The sequence below is a fragment of the Yinghuangia aomiensis genome, from assembly GCF_039542225.1.
GTDB lineage: Bacteria > Actinomycetota > Actinomycetes > Streptomycetales > Streptomycetaceae > Yinghuangia > Yinghuangia aomiensis.
This window is the reverse complement of record NZ_BAABHS010000011.1, coordinates 73,441-90,220: the sequence shown is the minus strand read 5'-3', so window position 1 is coordinate 90,220 and position 16,780 is coordinate 73,441. Positions and strand designations below refer to the sequence as shown.

Sequence of the window (16,780 nt, the reverse complement as noted above, 5' to 3'; positions counted from 1 at the left end):
CCCCGTCAAGAATCATGGAACGGGATTGTGCCCCAACCCCGCCGTCCACCCACTGGGTGGTTGCACATCGCTCACGCCAGCAGCGACACCACCGCCCGCGCCTCGCGTCCCGAACGCACGCTTGTGATGGCCGTGTTGATGTCCTCCAGCGGCACCTGACGGGTGATCAACCCGCCCAGGTCGAGCCGTCCGGACACTGCCATCGCCATCAGCCGCGGCAAGTCGCGGGACGGAAGGCCGCCGCCGCCCGCGCAGCCTTTCAGCGTGCGGTTGAAGAAGAGTTGCTGCGGCAGCACGCTGATCGGCTCGTTCGGCGGGCTCCCCACCATCACCGCGGTGCCGCCTTCGCGCGTGGCGGCGAACGCCTGGGCGAGGACGCCGGCATGACCGGTGACGTCGAACGCGTAGTCGACGCCGCCGTCCGTCGCCTTGCCGACCGTCTCGGCGAGCGCGTCGTCCGCGACCAGTGTCTCGGTGGCGCCCAGTGCCATCGCGCCGGGCAGCTTCGCCGGGTTCACATCGGCGACGATGATCCGCGAGGCTCCCGTCAGCACCGCGCCCTGCACGACGTTGAGCCCGACGCCGCCCGCGCCCACCACCAGCACGGTCGAACCGGGCTGCACCTCAGCGGTGTTCAGCACCGCGCCTACCCCGGTGACCACGCCGCAGGCGAGCAGGCACGCCGCGTCCAGCGGCAGGGCGTCCGGCACCGGGACGAGCATCTCCTCGTTCACGCACACGTATTCGGCGAACGAACCGATGCCGATGAACGGGTACGCGGCCATCCCGTCCACCCGCAGCCGCGTCGTCCCGTCCCGCATGCGTCCGAGCTGGCTCTGCCGGATCGGGCTGCGGCAGGCCGCAGGTGAACCGCTTCGGCAGCCCGCGCAGCGCCCGCAGTGGCCGGTCATCGCGACCACCACGCGGTCGCCCGGCGCGACCATGGTGACGCCCGCGCCGATCTCCTCGACGATGCCGGAGCTTTCGTGCCCCAGAACGGCGGGGAGTTCGCGGGCGACCGGGCTCTTGCCGTCGATCGCCTTCAGGTCGGAGCCGCAGATCCCGGAGGCGGCGACCCGGACGAGCACCTCGCCCGGCCCCGGGTCCGCGATCTCCACGTCGTCGCGCAGCACCAGCGGCGCGTGGAACTCGGTCAGCACAGCAGCGCGCATCTATAACTCCCGTCCCGGAATGGGCTTCCGGTCGTCGTCGGTTCGGAGGCAGTGGGGGCACCGGGCGTCTTGCCGGCCTTGCACGGCCGCGATCGCCGCCGCGGCTTGGTCGAGGTTGCCGAACAGCGGAATCGCGGCCCGGAGGCCCGCCGCGGCGATGGCTTCCGCATCGTCCGGGGGCGCGCATTCCAGGTTGCGGAGGACGAGGCTCAGGCGCGGTCCGGAGGGCGGCAACTCCGCGAGCCCGTCCACAAGTCGGACGAGCGGTGCGGCGCCGGTGTCCGCATACCCGTAGTACGACTGGACGTTCACGTGCAGCAGCGCGTCCCCGTACGCCGCGCCGCCGTCCGCGACCGCCGCGAGCACCCGGCCGAAGACCGAGCCGCCTTCGACGGCCGGGCCCAGCGGGATCTCGATCGGATTGACCAGTGACGTTCCGGCGCCGTAGCCCAGCCGCCGCAGCCCGGCCGCCGCCTCCGCGGGAAGCGGCCGCACCTCCAGCCCGGCGCGGTCGCACGCGTCCGTCGCCAGCACGGAAGCGCCGCCGCCCGGGCCGACGACCAGCACGCCCTCGGCGCCCCGCGAAGACCCGGCATACCGCTGGAACATCCCCAGCACGGCCAGGAAGTCCTCGAGCGAGTCCACGACGGTCAGCCCGGTGTCGGCGCGGAGCGCCTGCCACATCCGGGCGTCCCCGGCGAGGGCGCCGGTGTGCGACGCGACCGCGCGGGCACCTTGGCGGCTGCGTCCGCCGACCAGCGCCACCACCGGCTTTCCGCGGTCGGCCGCGCGGCGCAGCGCGGCGGTGAGGCGTTCGCCTCCGCCGGTGCCTTCGACGTACAGGCCGATCACCCGGGTCGCCGGATCGTCCGCGAAGTGGCCGAGGAGTTCGGCCGCGTCCACGTCGACCGCGTTGCCGATGGTGACCAGTCCGGAGAACCGCAGGCCGCGCCGGGTGCCGGCGGCGACGATGTCGCCGGCCAGGCCGCCGCTCTGCGAGACGACGCCGACGCCGCCCGGTTCGGCGGGCACGCCGAGCTGGAAGGTCTGGCGCCCGGCGGGGGCGTACACGCCGAGGCAGTTCGGTCCCAGCAGCCGGACGCCCGCGCCGCGGGCGGCGGCCGCCAGGCGGGCTTCCAGCCCGGCATCTCCGGCTTCCCGGAAGCCGCCGCTGACCACGTGCACGAACCGCGCGTGCCCGGCCGCACCCGCGACCAGGTCCGGGGTGGCCGCGGCCGGGACGGCGACGAGCAGGTAGTCGGCGCCGCCGGGGATCTCGGCGACCGAGGGCACCGCCGGGACGCCGTCCACCTCGGCGGCCGTCGGGTGGACCGCATACAGGCCGTCCGCGCGGCCGAAGGCCCGGTAGGCGGCCAGGAACCGGTTGCCGAAGGTGACTTTCGTGGTGGACGCGCCCGCGACCGCGACGGTGCGCGGGGCGAAGAGCCGGGTGAAGTCGGTGCCGTCCCGCGGCGGCTCCGGGGCGTCGGCGGCGCGCAGGATGAGGCGCGCGTCGACCGCCACCGCCCCGTGCGGTGTGGCGATCACCGGGTTGCATTCGAACTCGTCGAGGACGAATCCCGGATATGCCTTCGCCACCGCCTCCGGCACCGCGTCGAGGCAGCGCAGCAAGGCCGTCACCGCGTCGACGTCGACCGCGGCCCCGCCGCGCACCCCGTGCAGCACGGCGGCGCCCGGCAACGCGTCGACCAGGGCGGCCGCTCCGCCGTCGCCGAGCGGCTGGAGGCGTACCACGGCCTGGTCGAGGGTCTCGGCGAGCACGCCGCCGTGCCCGACGAGGGTGGCGAGGCCGAACGGGCCGCGGATCACCCCGGCGATGAGTTCGACACCCGGCGGCTGCTGCTCCTCGACGAGCCACCCGTCCGGGGTGATCCCGTGGTCGGCGAGGCGGTCCCGCATCGCGCGCACGGCGTCCGGCAGCGTCGCCGCGTCCAGGCCGAGGCGCACCGCGCCGACGTCGGTCTTGTGCACGATGCCGGGGCCGTACGCCTTGAGGACGAGCGGGCCGAGCGATCCGGCCCGCGCCGCCCAGTCGACCCCGCGCTCCCCCGCGGCCACCACGGCCCCGCGCGGCACCGCCACACCCAGCCCGGCGAGCAGCGCCTTCACCTCGTGTTCGGGCACGGCCTTCCCGGGCTCACCGGTCACGCGCCGGCCTCCGCGGCCCGCCGGTAGCCTTCGCGCGCCGCCACCGCCAGCCCCCGGGCCTCGGCGAGCACGGGTTCCAGTGCGGCCCGGTCCACCCGGGGCACGAGGTGCCCGCCGCCGGCCTTGGCCAGCATCTGCGGCAGCCGGGTGCGCAGGCGCTCGAACGCCCACTCCAGCATGTCGCCGCCCGCGGTGACGTCGAACGGCACCACGTTGTTGACCGCCTCGCCGACGGGGCCTGGACGGTGGTTGTAGTGGTAGTGGGGTTCGCCGTCGAACAAGTCGAACCGCAGGTACTCGTGCCCGTCCTCGGCGTCGAACACGTGCACGGACACGCCTTCGTCGGAGAATCCGCCGACCGGCGACTTGGCCTCCAGCTCGGCGAGCTGTGCCGCGTTGCCCGCGTACGCGGCACGCAGCGCCTCGGGGTCGACATCGCGGTACTCGACGCCGATCCGCAGCGCCCCGGCCTCCAGCATCCGGGTGTTCGCCGCGACCGGCGGCTGCGGCGGGATGCCGTAGACCACCCCCACGGTGGGCCCGACATCCGCCGCCGCCCCGGTCGCCACGCCGTTCGTCGCATCGCTCACGCGGATCCTCCTGCCGTGCCGAGAAGTCCCGGGACCGGGGCGAGGCGGGGGAACACCTCGTACGCCGTCCCGCCGATCAGCCGCGCCCGCACGTCGTCGCGCAGTCCCAGCTCGTCGATCTGAGCGAGGGCCTTGGCGTGCGCGACGGTCGGGAAGTTCGTCCCGAACAGCACCTTGCGGCGGCCGGGCCCGGTCAGGAACTGGTGCACCGATGCGTGCCAGTGCCGCGGCGGGTACGCGCCGGTGCCGAGGTAGACGTTCGGGAACTTCAGCGCCAGGGAGACCGCCTCGTCGACCCACGGCCAGCCGGTGTGCGACAGCACGAACCGCACCGTCGGGAAGTACAGCGCGGGCCTGTCGATGCCGATCGGGTGGCCGCATTCGCTGGCCATGAGGCCGCCCGAGGTGCCGGCCTGCATGGCGACCGGGATGTCGAGGTCGGCGCACATCGCGTACCAGGGGTAGTAGTCGGCGTGGTCGAAGCGCCGGTCCCAGCTGTGCGTGTGCAGGTACAGGCCGACGACCGTCGGATCGTCGGCGATCCGCGACCGCGCTTCCGCGACGCCCGCCATGCCGCGCGTCGGGTCGACGACCAGCAGGGCGGCGAACCGCCCTGGATGGCGTTTCGTCAGCTCTCCGTACTCGTCCCAGCGCATCGCGAAGTGGTCGTAGTCGCGCGGGTCGATCGCGGCGCGCGCGGACAGGTCGCCGGTGGACAGCAGGACGGTGGCCACACCGAGCGCGTCCATCCGTCCGACCATCGTGTCGCCGTCGCAGAACGCCTCGTCGGGGCCGCGGCGGACGCGCACGTTGATACCGGTCGCCGCGATCGCCTCGTCCCACAGGGCCTGGCGGTCCGGGAAGAACGCGTTGCACAGGTAGTCGACGACGGGCAGGGCGGCGGGAGCGCCGGCGTTCGTCTCGGCGTTCGTCTCGGCGTTCGTCTCAGCGTTCATCGCGGAACCTCTTGAGCTTCGGCGAGACGTCGACGCCCGTCCACGCGTCGAGAGCGCCGGGCACCGCGATCTCGGCGCGGATGCGGACGCCGAAGCGTTCGCGCAGGGCTTCCTCGACGCTAGCGGCAAGCACCGCGAAGCCCGAAGGGTCCCCCTCCCCGACCACGTGTACGACCATCTCGTCGCGGTTGCCCTCGCGGATCGCCCGGACGAAGTAGTCGGGTGCCGTGCCCGGCACGCCCGTCGCGATCTCGCCCACGACCTCCGGCCACAGGTTCACGCCGCGCAGCTTGACCATGTTGTCGCCGCGCCCGGCGAACGGCCCGATCTTGCGCAACCACGAGCCGCAGGCGCACCGGTGACGCGGCATCAGGTAGGAGAGGTCCATGATGTTGTAGCGGAACTGCGCGCTGCCCGTTTTGTACAGTTCGGTGACGACCAACGCGCCGGTCTCGCCGTCCGGCAGGCGTTCGCCGGTCTCCGGGTCGACGACCTGCACGACGAACGCGTCCTCGAAGATGTGCAAGCCGCTGCGGGCCTCGCACTCGACCGCGACGGTCTGCACTTCGTGGAAGCCGTACGTCGCGTAGCAGGGCAGCCCGAAGGTCTCTTCGAGCAGCTTGGTGTCGCCGATGTTCGGGATCGCCTTGAGCGCGAGGTCGGTGCGCGGGTCGAGCCCCATCTCGCGCACGACTTCGGCGAGGCGCAGTACGTAGTCGCCGGCGGTCAGGATGGCCGAGGCCCCGTATTCCAGGGCTAGTTCGACCTGCTTGCGGCTGGAGGTGACGTTGCCGGTGCTCGCGGTGATCACGACGCAGTTGAGCCATTGGTAGGCGGCTTCGTCGAACGAGAAGGCGCCGTTGTGGGTGCCGTACGACCACGAGTTGATCACCACGTCGCCCGGCCGCACGCCCTGCATGTACAGCTGCCGGGCTTCCAGGATGCCGCCCACCGCGCGGTCCCAGGCGGTGTAGAACGTCGGCCGCGAGGCGCCCGTGGTGCCGCCCGACATGTAGAGCCGCATGGGCTCGCGGGCCGCGTCGGCGGGCGTCACGCCCTGGTAGTCGCCGTACGGCGGCACGGCCTCGATGCTGCGCCGGATGTCGTCGACGGTGTACGCGGGCGCCCTCCACAGGTCGTCCAGCCTCCGCAGGTCGCCGGGGGCGAACCCGGCCTCGTCCCAGCGCCGCCGGTGAAACGGGATGCGGTACGCCGTATCCGCGCGGTGCCGCAGCCGCGCGAGCTGCGTGCGCTCGATCTCCTCGGGCGTGGCGAAGTAGGCCGTTTCGAAGTACTCCGGCGGCGGCGGGAAGCGGTGTGCCGCCTCGCCGAAGTCCACCGCCTCGTGCGGTCGGCGGATGCCCTGAGACATCGTCAGACTCCGTATATCCGAGCCGCGTTGCCGGCCAGGATCGCCGCCGCGTCGGCCTCGGCCAGCCCCTGTGTCAGCTCGTCGGCGATCTTGCGGGTGTTCGGCCACAAGCACACGCTGTGCGGGTAGTCCGTGGAGAACATCGCGGCCTTCGCCAGATAGGGGTAGGCCCCGCTTCGCGCGAGGTCGAAGCCCACCCGGTCGTCGAGCACGGTCACGAACACCTGCTCGCCGAGGATCCCGCTCGGCGGCGCGGTGATCCGGTGGGTGCCCATGCTGTGCTGGTTCTCGAACTGTTCGTCGGCGGTCTGTGCCCAGAACGGCAGCCAGCCGAAGTTGACTTCGCCGATGACCAGGCGCAGCCCGGGGTGTCGTTCGAAGACGCCGCCGAGCGCCATGTAGGTGAGCTGCTTGGTCGAGCCGAAGAACCGGTGCACGGTGCCGGCCGCACTGAAGTTGTTCGCGGCGACGTTGTCCCAGTCGGCTTCCTGCGGCTTGCCGCCGAAGGTGCGGTGGTACGTGAGCGGAACGCCGTTGCGTTCGGCGGCCGTCCACATTTCCGTGTAGTACGGGTCGTGGTAGGGCCGTTCCGGGTTCCCGGGCAGGAAGGCCGCCTTCGCGCCCGCCGCGAGCACCCGGTCGAGTTCGGCGGTCGCGGCCGCCATTCCGTCGTCGACGGGCAGCATCGGCAGCCCGACGATCCGGCGCGGGTCGGCGGCCTGGAACTCGCCGAGGATCCAGTCGTTGTAGGCCCGTATGCAGGCCTGCGCGAGGCCGCGGTCGGGTTCCTGGTAGGTGAAGATCGCCTGCGCCGGGTAGACCACGGACACGTCGACGCCGTCGCGTTCCATGTCGGCGATGTGTGCGGCGCCGTCGTAGTTGCCGGGCAGGATGTCGTCGAACCGGAGCCCGGAGGCGACGTGTTCGTCCTTGGTCCGGCCCGCCATCGCTTCCACGCCGTAGGTGCGCTTGGGCGGCTTGCCGTCGAAGCTCCAGCCGTCGCCGCCGTCCGCGCCGCGCATCAGGCGGGGCGTGCGGTCGCGGTATGCGGCCGGGACGCTGTCGAAGACGTGCGGGGGTTCGTTGACGTGGCAGTCCGCGGAGATGATGCGCGTCGTCATGCGTTGCTCCGGTCCGTGGCTTCGGTGAGGTCCGTGGGCAGGTAGGCGTCCGGGAAGCGGTAGAAGTCCACCGGGTTGTCCCACAGGATCTTGCGCTTGCTCGCGTCCGACAGGATGTGCGCGCCTTGGCCGAGGAACTCCTCGGTGGTGTGCGGGAACTTGGAGTCGGGGTGCGGGAAGTCGCTTTCGAACAGGATCCGGTCGTCGCCCATCCAGCGCACGACGTCGGCCACGAAGGGGTCTTCGCACTCCGTCGAGATCCATCCGTTGCGCCGGAAGTAGCCGGTCGCGTTCATCGTCAGCTCGGGGAACTCCCGCTCTCCGGCCATCTCCAGCTGCTCGTCGATGCGGTGCAGCCAGCTCGGCAGCCAGCCGCAGCCGGCTTCCAGGTAGGCGACGCGCAGCCGCGGGAAGCGCTCGAACACGCCGTGCACGATCATCGAGGTGATGACACCCATGGTCTCGAACGGGTGCACGACCGTGTGCCACTCGGTGAAGGTCTTGTACCGGTCGTGGCCGAACGATTGGCCCTTGAGCCCCATGAACTCGTGGGTGCCGAAGGCGACGCCGAGGTCTTGCAGGGCTTCCCAGAGCGGGTCGTAGTAGCGGTCGCCGAGGGTGCGCCCGTCGAACGGGTTCGGGCGGGCCCAGAAGCAGCGGGTGCCCAACGTCTCGTATGCGTGGGCGACTTCCTCGACGGCACGGCCGATGTCGACCAGCGGGACGGGCCCGGAGACGTGGACGCGGTGCCCGGACGTCTCGCGCATCTCCTGCCCCCAGCGGTTGTAGGCGCGCGCCATGGCGGCCTGGAGTTCGGGGTCGATGCCGTCGAACCACATGTCGTACTCGGGCCCGTAGATCACCGCGACGTCGATGCCGTCCCGGGCGAGGGCGGCCGCCACACGGTCGCCGGTGAAGCCGTTGAGGAGCAGGTCGTCGCCGTAGATGCGGCGCATGTCGTCCGTGGTCCAGTTGATGGCTTCCTGGAAACGGCCGTAGACGATGGTGTCGTGCTGGGTCCAACGGCCGTCCACGGTCACCGGGTTGTAGGTGTCGAACCCGGGGAACGGCTGGCGGCGGCCGAACCGGTCGGCGTGCTTCTTGTCGAGGAACCGCGTCCACAGGTCGCGCGGGTAGATCACGTGGGCGTCGGCGTCGAAGACCGGAAATCCGTTGCGCATCGCGGGACCTGCCTTGGAAGAGTCGCGGGTCGTGTGTGCGGGCGTGGGGCTCTGGGCGCATCCTGCCGGTGGGCTCCGGCTAAATCAAGCGAGTGCTTGAATTTTGGTGCGGCCCACCGGCTTGCGGAGCGGCAGCCGACCAGGTCAGCAGGGCCGCCGCGGGCTCCCCCGGCAGGTCCCGGAACCCGGCCGTGACACGTGCTCCGATCGCCAGCCGGGGATCATCGTGTGCGCCGTCGAACGCGCCGGGCAGCAGAAGATCCGGCTGCTCGTCCACGCGGACGGTGAGGACGACGTACGGCACTTGCGAATCCGCGGAGAACCGGTGGTGGTTGACGATCCAACTGGCGATCTCGCCTTTCCCCGAGGCCGGTTCATGCCGCCAGGCGAACGAGCCGCAGGCGTTGCACATCGCCCGGTCGGGCCACCGCCACCGCGCGCAGTCGGCACAGCGCTGGAAGACGAGTTCGTGCGCGGCGATCCGGGCCCACCAGGCCGCGGAGTCGCGGTCGACGTTCGGTCGTACGGTCATGTCGGGCCTTTCCGCGTCGAGTGCTCCCGGTCGCGCCGGAGGTCGGGCGCTACCGATCGCGCCGCAGGACGAGGGCGGAGCACGTCCCGCCCACATACCCCGGCTGACCGGTCGTCAGCGCGGTCTCCGCGCCCGGGACTTGCCGCGCACCGGCGGCTCCGCGCAGCTGCGTCACCGCTTCGGCGATGTGGTTGATGCCGTGCACGTAACCCTCCGACAGGTGCCCGCCGTGCGTGTTGACGGGCAGCCGTCCGCCGAGGCGCGCATGGCCGTCGGCGTAGAACCCGCCGGTCTCGCCGCGCGGCACCAAGCCGTAGTCCTCGAGTTGGAGCGGCACCAGGAACGTGAACGCGTCGTACAGCTCGGCGACATCGATCTCGCCGGGCCCGACACCGGCCGCCCGGTAGAGCCGCGGCGCCAGGTCGGCCGCCGCGCTCACCGTCGGATCCTCCCGGCCGTTCGAGAACAGCCAGTGCCCTCCGCCGGTCGCGGCCCCGGCGATCAGCACGGGCGGCTGCCGCAGCGCGCGGGCCCGTTCGGCGCCGGTGACGACCACGGCGACGGCGGCGTCCGTCTCCAGGCAGCAGTCGTACAGCCGCAGCGGCTCGGCGATGGGGCGGGCGGCGAGGTAGTCGTCCATGGTGAGCGGCTTGCGCATCATCGCGCGCTCGCTCAGCAGCGCGTGCTCGCGCTGCGTGATGGCCACCCGCCCGAGGTCCTCGGGCGCCGCGCCGCGGGCGTGCATCCAGGCGCGGGCGAGCATGGCGTACTGCTGCGGCGGGGTGGCGTAGCCGTACGGCAGTTGGTACGCGAACTCCAACGCGTCGGGCGCCGCACGCCCGGTACCGCCCATCCGGAACTCCGACCGCGCGTTGACGGCCCGCCAGCACACCACGGTCTCGGCCATCCCGGAGGCCACCGCCAACGCGGCCTGCGCCACCACCTGGTGCGAGGTACCGCCGCCCCCGAACATGTCCAGGTGGAACCGCAGGTCCCGCACCCCCAGCGCCTGCGCCACCAGCACCGCCTGCACCGAGTCCCCGACCCGGTGGCACGCGACCCCGTCGACGTCGCCGTGCCCGAGCCCGGCATCCGCCAGCGCCCGGGAGACGGCCCGCGACGCCAGCGTCAGCGTGCTGACCCCCGAGTCCTTCGCGTACTCGGTCCAGCCCACCCCGGCAATTGCCACCCGGTCCCGCGGCCACCCGTCCACCATCCCCGCATGCAAGCGCGCGGCGGCAACGGAATCAAGTCAAACGCCTGAGTGAATTCGAGGCGGCGGAATCGGCCGGGGCAACCAACCGGCTACCGCATCGTTCCGCCGCAAGAGCCGCCGCCCCCGCCGCTGGTGACCCCGCGGCACCGGAGAGCCCTTCCGCGCGAGGCACCCCGGCTCGGACGACCGGGGTCGGCGGCGGACCGGGCATCATCCTGCCGAAAGCGAACCCCCGCCCGCAGGGCGAATGAACCCGTCCCTGGCCGGAACTCCGTCGGGCGCCGCATGGCCGAGGGCTCGCGCCTCGCCGCGGTCGCGCCCGGCACGCCTCGTCGACGGCCCTGCGCAGCCGGCCACCCGCACCCGAGCAACCGGCCGCACACGTCCGGCAAACACAAAGGCGAGGAGCTTGTGCTCTCCTCGCCATGTTCAAGGTATAGCGCACAGGGGGTCTTGCGGCAAGGCCCCCCTGACCCCGCAGAATCATCCGCCGAAGCCAAAAGCTGAAGGATTGGGCGGTTAGCACTTTGTCTGTGCGTTTGTCGGAAAAGTCGGAACGGGGCGGAGCGCAGGGCGGGAGTGCGTTCGCGTTGCCGGAGCGGTTGGCCGGGAAGGCCGATCCGGGACTGATCGGGGGCGACGAGGCGCATTTCGCGGCGATCGGGGAGAGCCTGGCGCGGGCGACCGCCGAGGTGGCCGAGCAGCTCGACGCGGTGCGGAAGGCGCCCGGCGGGGCGGGGCAGGCCGCGATGGAGCGGGACGTCGAGGTGTACCGGCTGAGCGGCCGGCTGCGCGCGCTGCGCCGGTTCGGGCTGGACTTGTGCCTCGGCCGCATGGTGCCCGAGGGCGCCGACGATCCTGTGTACGTCGGACGGCTCGGCCTCACCGATGCCGACGGCCGACGGCTGCTGGTCGACTGGCGGTCGCCTGCCGCCGCGCCGTTCTTCGGGGCGACGCACGCCGATCCGATGGGGCTCGCCAGCCGCCGCCGGTACCGCTGGACGCGCGGCCGGGTCGGCGACTACTGGGACGAGGTCTTCACCGCCGACGGCCTCGACGGGCACGCCGCGCTCGACGACCAGTCGGCGTTCATCGCGAGCCTCGGCACCACCCGCTCGTCCCGCATGCGGGACGTGCTGGCCACCATCCAGGCCGACCAGGACGCCGTCGTCCGGGCCGGCTCCCGCGGCGCGCTGGTCGTCGACGGCGGCCCCGGGACCGGCAAGACCGTCGTCGCGCTGCACCGCACCGCGTACCTGCTGTACTCCGACCCCCGCCTCGGCCACCGCCGCGGCGGCGTGCTGTTCGTCGGGCCGCACCAGCCGTACCTGAACTACGTCGCCGACGTCCTCCCCAGTCTCGGCGAGGAAGGCGTGCTGACCTGCACCGTCCGCGACCTCCTCCCCGAGGGCGCGGACGCGCCGCCGGAAGCCGACCCCGAGGTGGCGCGGCTCAAGTCCTCCGCGGACTTGGTGAAGGGGATCGAGAAGGCCGTCCGGCTCTACGAAGAGCCGCCGTCCCGCGGCATGACGGTGTCGACCGACTGGGCCGACATCCGGCTGACCGCCGACGACTGGGCCGAAGCCTTCGCCGCCCCCGGCGCGGCGACCCCGCACAACGAGGCCCGCGACCTGATCTGGGACGAACTCGCCACGATCCTCCACGACAAGCTCAGTGCGCACGACGACACGATCGGCCCCGACCTGTTCCGCCGCTCGCTCCGCTACGACGAGGACCTCACCGGCGCACTCAACCGCGCCTGGCCTCTCCTCGACCCCGCCGACGTGGTCGGCGACCTGTGGTCCGTGCCCGCCTACCTGCGCATGTGCGCGCCGTCGCTCACCCCGGACGAGGTCCGCGCCCTCCAGCGCCCCGACGCGCACGCGTGGACGGTCTCCGACCTGCCGCTGCTCGACGCCGCACGCCAACGCCTCGGGGACCCGGACGCCGCGCTGCGCAAGCGCCGCCGCGAGGCCGACCTCGCCGCGCAGCGCGAGCGGATGGCCGACGTCATCGACAACGTCGTCGCGGCCGACGACGACGGCGAGGGCGCCGTCAGCATGCTGCGCATCGGCGACCTGCGGAACAGTCTGGTCGACGAGGACGCCGTACCCGCCGCCGACCGCGATGCGCTGGCGGGTCCGTTCGCCCACATCGTCGTCGACGAGGCGCAGGAACTGACGGACGCGGAATGGCAGATGCTGCTGCTGCGCTGCCCGTCGCGCAGCTTCACCATCGTCGGCGACCGCGCACAGGCCCGGCACGGCTTCGGCGAATCGTGGCGGGAGCGTCTGGAACGCGTCGGCTTCGACCGGATCGAGGTCGCGTCGCTGAGCGTCAACTACCGGACGCCGGAAGAGGTCATGGCGGAGGCCGAGCCGGTGATCCGCGCCGCGCTGCCGGACGCCAACGTGCCGACGTCCATCCGCGCAAGCGGCATCCCGGTCACCCGAGGCCCGCTCGCCGACCTGGACACGATCCTCGACACGTGGCTCGCCACCCACGACGAGGGGGTGGCATGCGTCATCACCAACACGGAACAGCACCGGCGGCTGCGGGAGTCGCTCGTCGACCGCCCCCGCGTCCAGGCCCTCACGCCCGACCTGTCGAAGGGCCTCGAATTCGATCTGGTCGTCCTCCTCGACCCGGACACCTTCGGCACCGGCATCGAGGGCGCCGTCGACCGCTACGTCGCCATGACCCGCTCCACCCGCCAACTGACCGTCCTGACCGACCCGGCAGCCGGCAACGCCCCCTGACGCGTTGCCTTGGACAAGGCCGAACGGCACCACACCTCGCCGTTCGGCCTCCAGCCGCCGCCGTGCCGCGCACCCGGCGGCTGTGGTCCGTCAGCGGTGCCGCGCGCCCGGCGTCAGCGGCACGGCCGCCAACGCGGCCAGCGCCGCGGCGGCCCAGACCACCGGCCATGACGTCGCGCCGTGCAGGACCGGCAGCAGGAGCGGGGTCAGGAAGCCCGCGGCGAAGATCGTGGTGCCGGCCAGGCCGAGGGCCGTGCCCGCGCGGTCCGCGCCGGCCAGGACGGCGACTTCGGTGTAGGCCACGCCGTGCCACGCGTTCGCCGCCACGCCCGCCGCCGCCAACGCGAGGACGGCGACCGGCGTCGGCGCGTGGGTGAGGACGGCGACCGCGGCCATCGCGACCGCCGCGACCACGCCGATCACCCGGATGTACGTGCGCCGGTCCCCGCCCCGGTCGCTGCGCCGCCCCGTCCAGATCCGCAGCGCGCCGCCGCCGAGTTGCGCCGTGACCACCGCGACGGCGGCGGCCGCCGCGCCCGCGCCCTTCGCGTCGTGCAGGAAGATCCCGGCGAACGACAGCACCGCGAACTGCGGGACGGTCAGCAGCGCCCCGGCCAGCGCGACCCGCCACACGTCCCAGCGGCGCAGCGGGCTCGGGCCCGACGCGGCCGCTTCCGGCGTCGGCGCCGGCTCCCCCGGCGCGCGCAGCCACCGGGCGGTGGCCGCCGCGGTGAGCAGCAGGAACGCGGCGAGGGTGAGGTAGGCGGCGCGGAATCCGTACGCCGATGCGACCGGCGGCAGCACCGCCACCCCCACCGCCCCGCCGACCGGGATCGCGGTCTGCCGGACGCTCATCGCGAATCCGCGCTCGGCATCGCTGAACCATGTCATCACCGCGCGGCCGGAAGAGCCGTTGACGCTGCCGCCGAGCGCGCCCGCGGCGAACAGGAATCCGGCCAACCGCCATACTCCGGTGCCGTCCGCGGGCGTCGCGACCGCGGCCATCGCGACCAGCACCGATCCCGTCGATATCAGCCCCGTCAGCAGGATCCGCCGGTCGCCGAACCGATCCGTCAGCAAGCCCCACACGATGTCCGACGCCGCGACGCCCAGGCCGAGGCAGCCGATGACGAATCCCAGTTGGCCGGTGCTGAAGCCGTAGTCGGCGCGCATGGTGACGCCCGTCACCGGGAGCCCGGAGAACATCGCGGAGAACGCCGCCTGCGCGGCGACCCCGAGAGCCAGCACGACCCAGCGGTGCCGCGGCCGGACGGTGGTGTGCGGTACGGGCGCGGTGGTCGCCGTGGTCACAAGAGCCCCCAAGAAGTAACCCTACAATGTGGTTACCGGAGATTATTGACGAGAAAGTAACCTGTCAATTCGGTTAGGATCGACGGCATGTCAGCGCCCGAGTTCACGTTCGTCAGCGGAAATCTCGCCCTCGACTTCGTCGGCACGGTCGGCCGGCGGACCACCGAGCCGATCGAACTCATGCCCGCAACCGTCGATTTGGCGGTGTGGGCGGCCGCGTCCGGCACCGCGGGCGGCGCGCTGGCCGAGCCGCCGTCCGACACGGACTACGCGGACGCGGTCACGCTGCGCGAAGCGGTCTACCGGCTGGCCACCGCGGCCCGCACCGGCGCCCGCTTCACCCGGAAGGACCTGGCCACCGTCAACCGGCACGCCGCCAACGCACCCGGCACCGTCCGCCTGGGCGCGGACGCGACGGTGCGCCGCGCCGGGGACATCCGGAGCGTCCTCGCCGACGTGGCCCGGTCCGCCGTCGAACTCCTCGGCGGCCCCGACGCGGTCCTCATCCGCGAATGCGAGGCCACGCCGTGCACGCGCCTGTACGTGGACGCGTCCCACCGCCGCTCCCGCCGCTGGTGCGACATGCGCGGCTGCGGCAACCGCGCCAAAGCGGCCGCTTTCCGGGCCCGGACGCGCGCGAAGGCCAGCACGGCCAAGGTCGCGGTGAAGCAGGCGACGGGGCGGCGGCAGTCGGCATCGGGGAGCGGACCGGCGGCTTCGGAGTAGTCCCGGGGCCGGCAGCAGGGCGTTGGGCAGCACCGACTGGATCACCGACAACGAACGCAAGAGGGTGTCGTAGCGGCCGCACACCGGTCCGGGCGCGGCCGGACACTCCCTAGCCGAGCAGTTCGATCATCACCGACTTCTCCCGCGTGTTCTCCAGCACCGAGTCGTGGCCGTAGCCGCTGTCGCCGATGCCCGCGAACGGGAGGCCGCCGCCCAGACGGCGATAGGTGTTGACCCAGACGAACCCGGCGTGCAGCGCGGCGCTCATGCGGTGCGCGCGGGCGAGGGACTGCGTCCAGACGCCGGCGGCGAGGCCGTAGCCGGTGTCGTTGGCGATCCGCACCGCGTCGTCCTCGTCGGCGAACGGCATGACGACCGCGACCGGCCCGAAGATCTCCTCTCGGCACACCCGCAGCGTGTTGTCCGGCACCCGGAGCAGCGTCGGTTCGACGAAGTAGCCGTCGGCGTACGGTGATCCGTCGGGGAACAACGCGGCCCCGCGGCGCCCGCCGAACACCGCCTCGGCGCCTTCCCCCGCGGCGCCGTCGAGGTATCCGGCCACCCGGGCGAACTGCTCGGCGGACACGATCGGCCCCATCGTCGTCGCCGGATCGAGTGCGTCGCCCAGCACGACGCCCGCCACCGCGGCCCGCATCCGCTCGACGAAGTCGTCGAAGACGGAGTGTTCGACGAGGATCCGGGTCCCGGCGTAGCAGACCTGGCCCGCGTTGCCGGTGAAGACGGCCGTGGTGGTGGCGCCGACGGCGGCGGCGTCGAGGTCGGCGTCGGCAAAGACGATGTTCGGGGACTTGCCGCCGAGTTCGAGCGCCAGCGGCTTGAGGTGGTCGGCGGAGGCACGGGTGACGACCTGCCCGGTCGCGGTCGAGCCGGTGAGCGAGATCCGGTCGATTCCCGCGTGCCGGACCAGCGGGTCGCCGACCTCCTCGCCGAGGCCCGCGACGATGTTGAGGACGCCGGGCGGCAGCACGTCCGCCACCAGTTCGGCGAACCGCAGCGACGACGCGGACGCCTGCTCGGCGGGCTTGATCACCGCGGTGTTGCCGGCGGCGAGCGCGGCACCGGCCTTCGCGGTGAGGGTGGGGAGCGGCGCGTTCCAGGGGATGATGCCGAGTACGACGCCGTAGGGCTCACGCCGGGTCAGACCGACCGTGGTCGGCCCGACCTGCGTGCTCATGCCGCGCACCGCGGCATCGCACTCGCCCGCGAACGCGTCCCACATATAGGCGACGCCGGGCAGGTCGCCGCCGGCCACGTCGCGGATGATCCGACCGTTGTCCCGGGCCTCGATCTCGGCGAGTTCCGCCGCGTGCTCGGCGACGACGCGCGCCACCGCCTTGAGGTACATCGCGCGCCGCGCGGGCGGCAGCGCCGCCCATCCCGGAAACGCGCTCCGCGCGGCCTCCACCGCGGCCTCCGCGTCCACGGCACCCGACCGCGGCACCCGGGCCCACGCCTCCCCGGTCGACGGGTTCACGGAATCCAGCCACGCACCACCCGCCGCCGGAAGAACCTTGCCGCCCACCAGATTCCCGAACTCGCGCACCACGCCGCCCTCTCCGCCGAAGACCCCTACCCGCCACGGTTCTAACGGGGAAGCCCCGCAGCCGCAAGAGAATTCAAACGATTGATTGATTCATGTATCCGCCGGCGGCAC

13 protein-coding genes are annotated in these 16,780 nt (G+C 72.7%); 2 read left to right on the top strand and 11 right to left on the bottom strand.

The genetic code is table 11. The features are described from left to right. Positions 1-71 precede the first annotated feature (71 nt). The 9 genes from ABEA93_RS16980 to ABEA93_RS16940 all read right to left on the bottom strand — a co-directional run bounded on the left by ABEA93_RS16980 (position 72) and on the right by ABEA93_RS16940 (position 10,309). On the bottom strand, positions 72-1,172 hold the full coding sequence (locus ABEA93_RS16980; RefSeq protein ID WP_345676401.1) for an alcohol dehydrogenase catalytic domain-containing protein: 1,101 nt from the start codon (positions 1,170-1,172) through the stop codon (positions 72-74). Further along, positions 1,173-3,341: an acetate--CoA ligase family protein gene (locus ABEA93_RS16975; RefSeq protein WP_345676400.1), complete on the bottom strand. Its 2,169-nt coding sequence runs from the start codon at positions 3,339-3,341 to the stop codon at positions 1,173-1,175. It lies immediately after the preceding gene. Beyond that, positions 3,338-3,931: a DUF7700 domain-containing protein gene (locus ABEA93_RS16970; protein ID WP_345676399.1), complete on the bottom strand. Its 594-nt coding sequence runs from the start codon at positions 3,929-3,931 to the stop codon at positions 3,338-3,340. The genes ABEA93_RS16975 and ABEA93_RS16970 overlap by 4 nt, the downstream gene beginning before the upstream one ends. After that, entirely contained in the window at positions 3,928-4,887 is a 960-nt protein-coding gene (locus ABEA93_RS16965) for an amidohydrolase family protein (protein WP_345676398.1), read from the bottom strand. The genes ABEA93_RS16970 and ABEA93_RS16965 overlap by 4 nt, the downstream gene beginning before the upstream one ends. Continuing rightward, positions 4,877-6,259, bottom strand: coding sequence for a phenylacetate--CoA ligase family protein (locus tag ABEA93_RS16960; RefSeq protein WP_345676397.1), 1,383 nt, complete (start codon positions 6,257-6,259; stop codon positions 4,877-4,879). Before ABEA93_RS16960 ends, ABEA93_RS16965 begins: the two co-directional genes overlap by 11 nt. Positions 6,260-6,261: 2 nt before the next feature. Then, positions 6,262-7,380, bottom strand: a complete 1,119-nt coding sequence (locus ABEA93_RS16955) for an amidohydrolase family protein (protein ID WP_345676396.1) — start codon at positions 7,378-7,380, stop codon at positions 6,262-6,264. Then, a complete protein-coding gene (locus ABEA93_RS16950) occupies positions 7,377-8,561 on the bottom strand; it encodes an amidohydrolase family protein (protein ID WP_345676395.1) in 1,185 nt (394 codons plus the stop codon). The genes ABEA93_RS16955 and ABEA93_RS16950 overlap by 4 nt, the downstream gene beginning before the upstream one ends. A 79-nt stretch (positions 8,562-8,640) precedes the next feature. Then, on the bottom strand, positions 8,641-9,093 hold the full coding sequence (locus ABEA93_RS16945) for a Zn-ribbon domain-containing OB-fold protein (RefSeq protein WP_345676394.1): 453 nt from the start codon (positions 9,091-9,093) through the stop codon (positions 8,641-8,643). A 49-nt stretch (positions 9,094-9,142) separates the two neighbouring features. Beyond that, positions 9,143-10,309, bottom strand: coding sequence for a thiolase C-terminal domain-containing protein (locus ABEA93_RS16940; RefSeq protein WP_345676393.1), 1,167 nt, complete (start codon positions 10,307-10,309; stop codon positions 9,143-9,145). 533 nt (positions 10,310-10,842) lie between these two features. Here ABEA93_RS16940 and helR point away from each other — a divergent pair. Continuing rightward, positions 10,843-13,068, top strand: a complete 2,226-nt coding sequence (helR, locus tag ABEA93_RS16935) for an RNA polymerase recycling motor ATPase HelR (protein ID WP_345676392.1) — start codon at positions 10,843-10,845, stop codon at positions 13,066-13,068. 90 nt (positions 13,069-13,158) lie between these two features. Here helR and ABEA93_RS16930 read toward each other — a convergent pair whose 3' ends face one another. Next, on the bottom strand, positions 13,159-14,391 hold the full coding sequence (locus tag ABEA93_RS16930) for an MFS transporter (protein WP_345676391.1): 1,233 nt from the start codon (positions 14,389-14,391) through the stop codon (positions 13,159-13,161). A 75-nt stretch (positions 14,392-14,466) separates the two neighbouring features. Here ABEA93_RS16930 and ABEA93_RS16925 point away from each other — a divergent pair, with 75 nt between their 5' ends. Beyond that, the gene (locus tag ABEA93_RS16925) at positions 14,467-15,105 is read left to right on the top strand and encodes a CGNR zinc finger domain-containing protein (protein WP_345676390.1); all 639 of its coding nucleotides are present in this window, start codon (positions 14,467-14,469) and stop codon (positions 15,103-15,105) included. 109 nt (positions 15,106-15,214) lie between these two features. On the opposite strand, the gene ABEA93_RS16920 is transcribed toward ABEA93_RS16925, so the two are convergent. Beyond that, positions 15,215-16,672, bottom strand: coding sequence for an aldehyde dehydrogenase family protein (locus tag ABEA93_RS16920; RefSeq protein ID WP_345676389.1), 1,458 nt, complete (start codon positions 16,670-16,672; stop codon positions 15,215-15,217). Positions 16,673-16,780: the final 108 nt, after the last annotated feature.

Coding starts and splice junctions, on each gene's coding strand:
- ABEA93_RS16940 (WP_345676393.1), bottom strand. CDS start 10,309: ATGGTGGACGGGTGGCCGCGGGACCGGGTGGCAATTGCCGGGGTGGGC.
- ABEA93_RS16945 (WP_345676394.1), bottom strand. CDS start 9,093: ATGACCGTACGACCGAACGTCGACCGCGACTCCGCGGCCTGGTGGGCC.
- ABEA93_RS16960 (WP_345676397.1), bottom strand. CDS start 6,259: ATGTCTCAGGGCATCCGCCGACCGCACGAGGCGGTGGACTTCGGCGAG.
- ABEA93_RS16965 (WP_345676398.1), bottom strand. CDS start 4,887: ATGAACGCTGAGACGAACGCCGAGACGAACGCCGAGACGAACGCCGGC.
- ABEA93_RS16980 (WP_345676401.1), bottom strand. CDS start 1,172: ATGCGCGCTGCTGTGCTGACCGAGTTCCACGCGCCGCTGGTGCTGCGC.
- ABEA93_RS16925 (WP_345676390.1), top strand. CDS start 14,467: ATGTCAGCGCCCGAGTTCACGTTCGTCAGCGGAAATCTCGCCCTCGAC.
- ABEA93_RS16950 (WP_345676395.1), bottom strand. CDS start 8,561: ATGCGCAACGGATTTCCGGTCTTCGACGCCGACGCCCACGTGATCTAC.
- ABEA93_RS16955 (WP_345676396.1), bottom strand. CDS start 7,380: ATGACGACGCGCATCATCTCCGCGGACTGCCACGTCAACGAACCCCCG.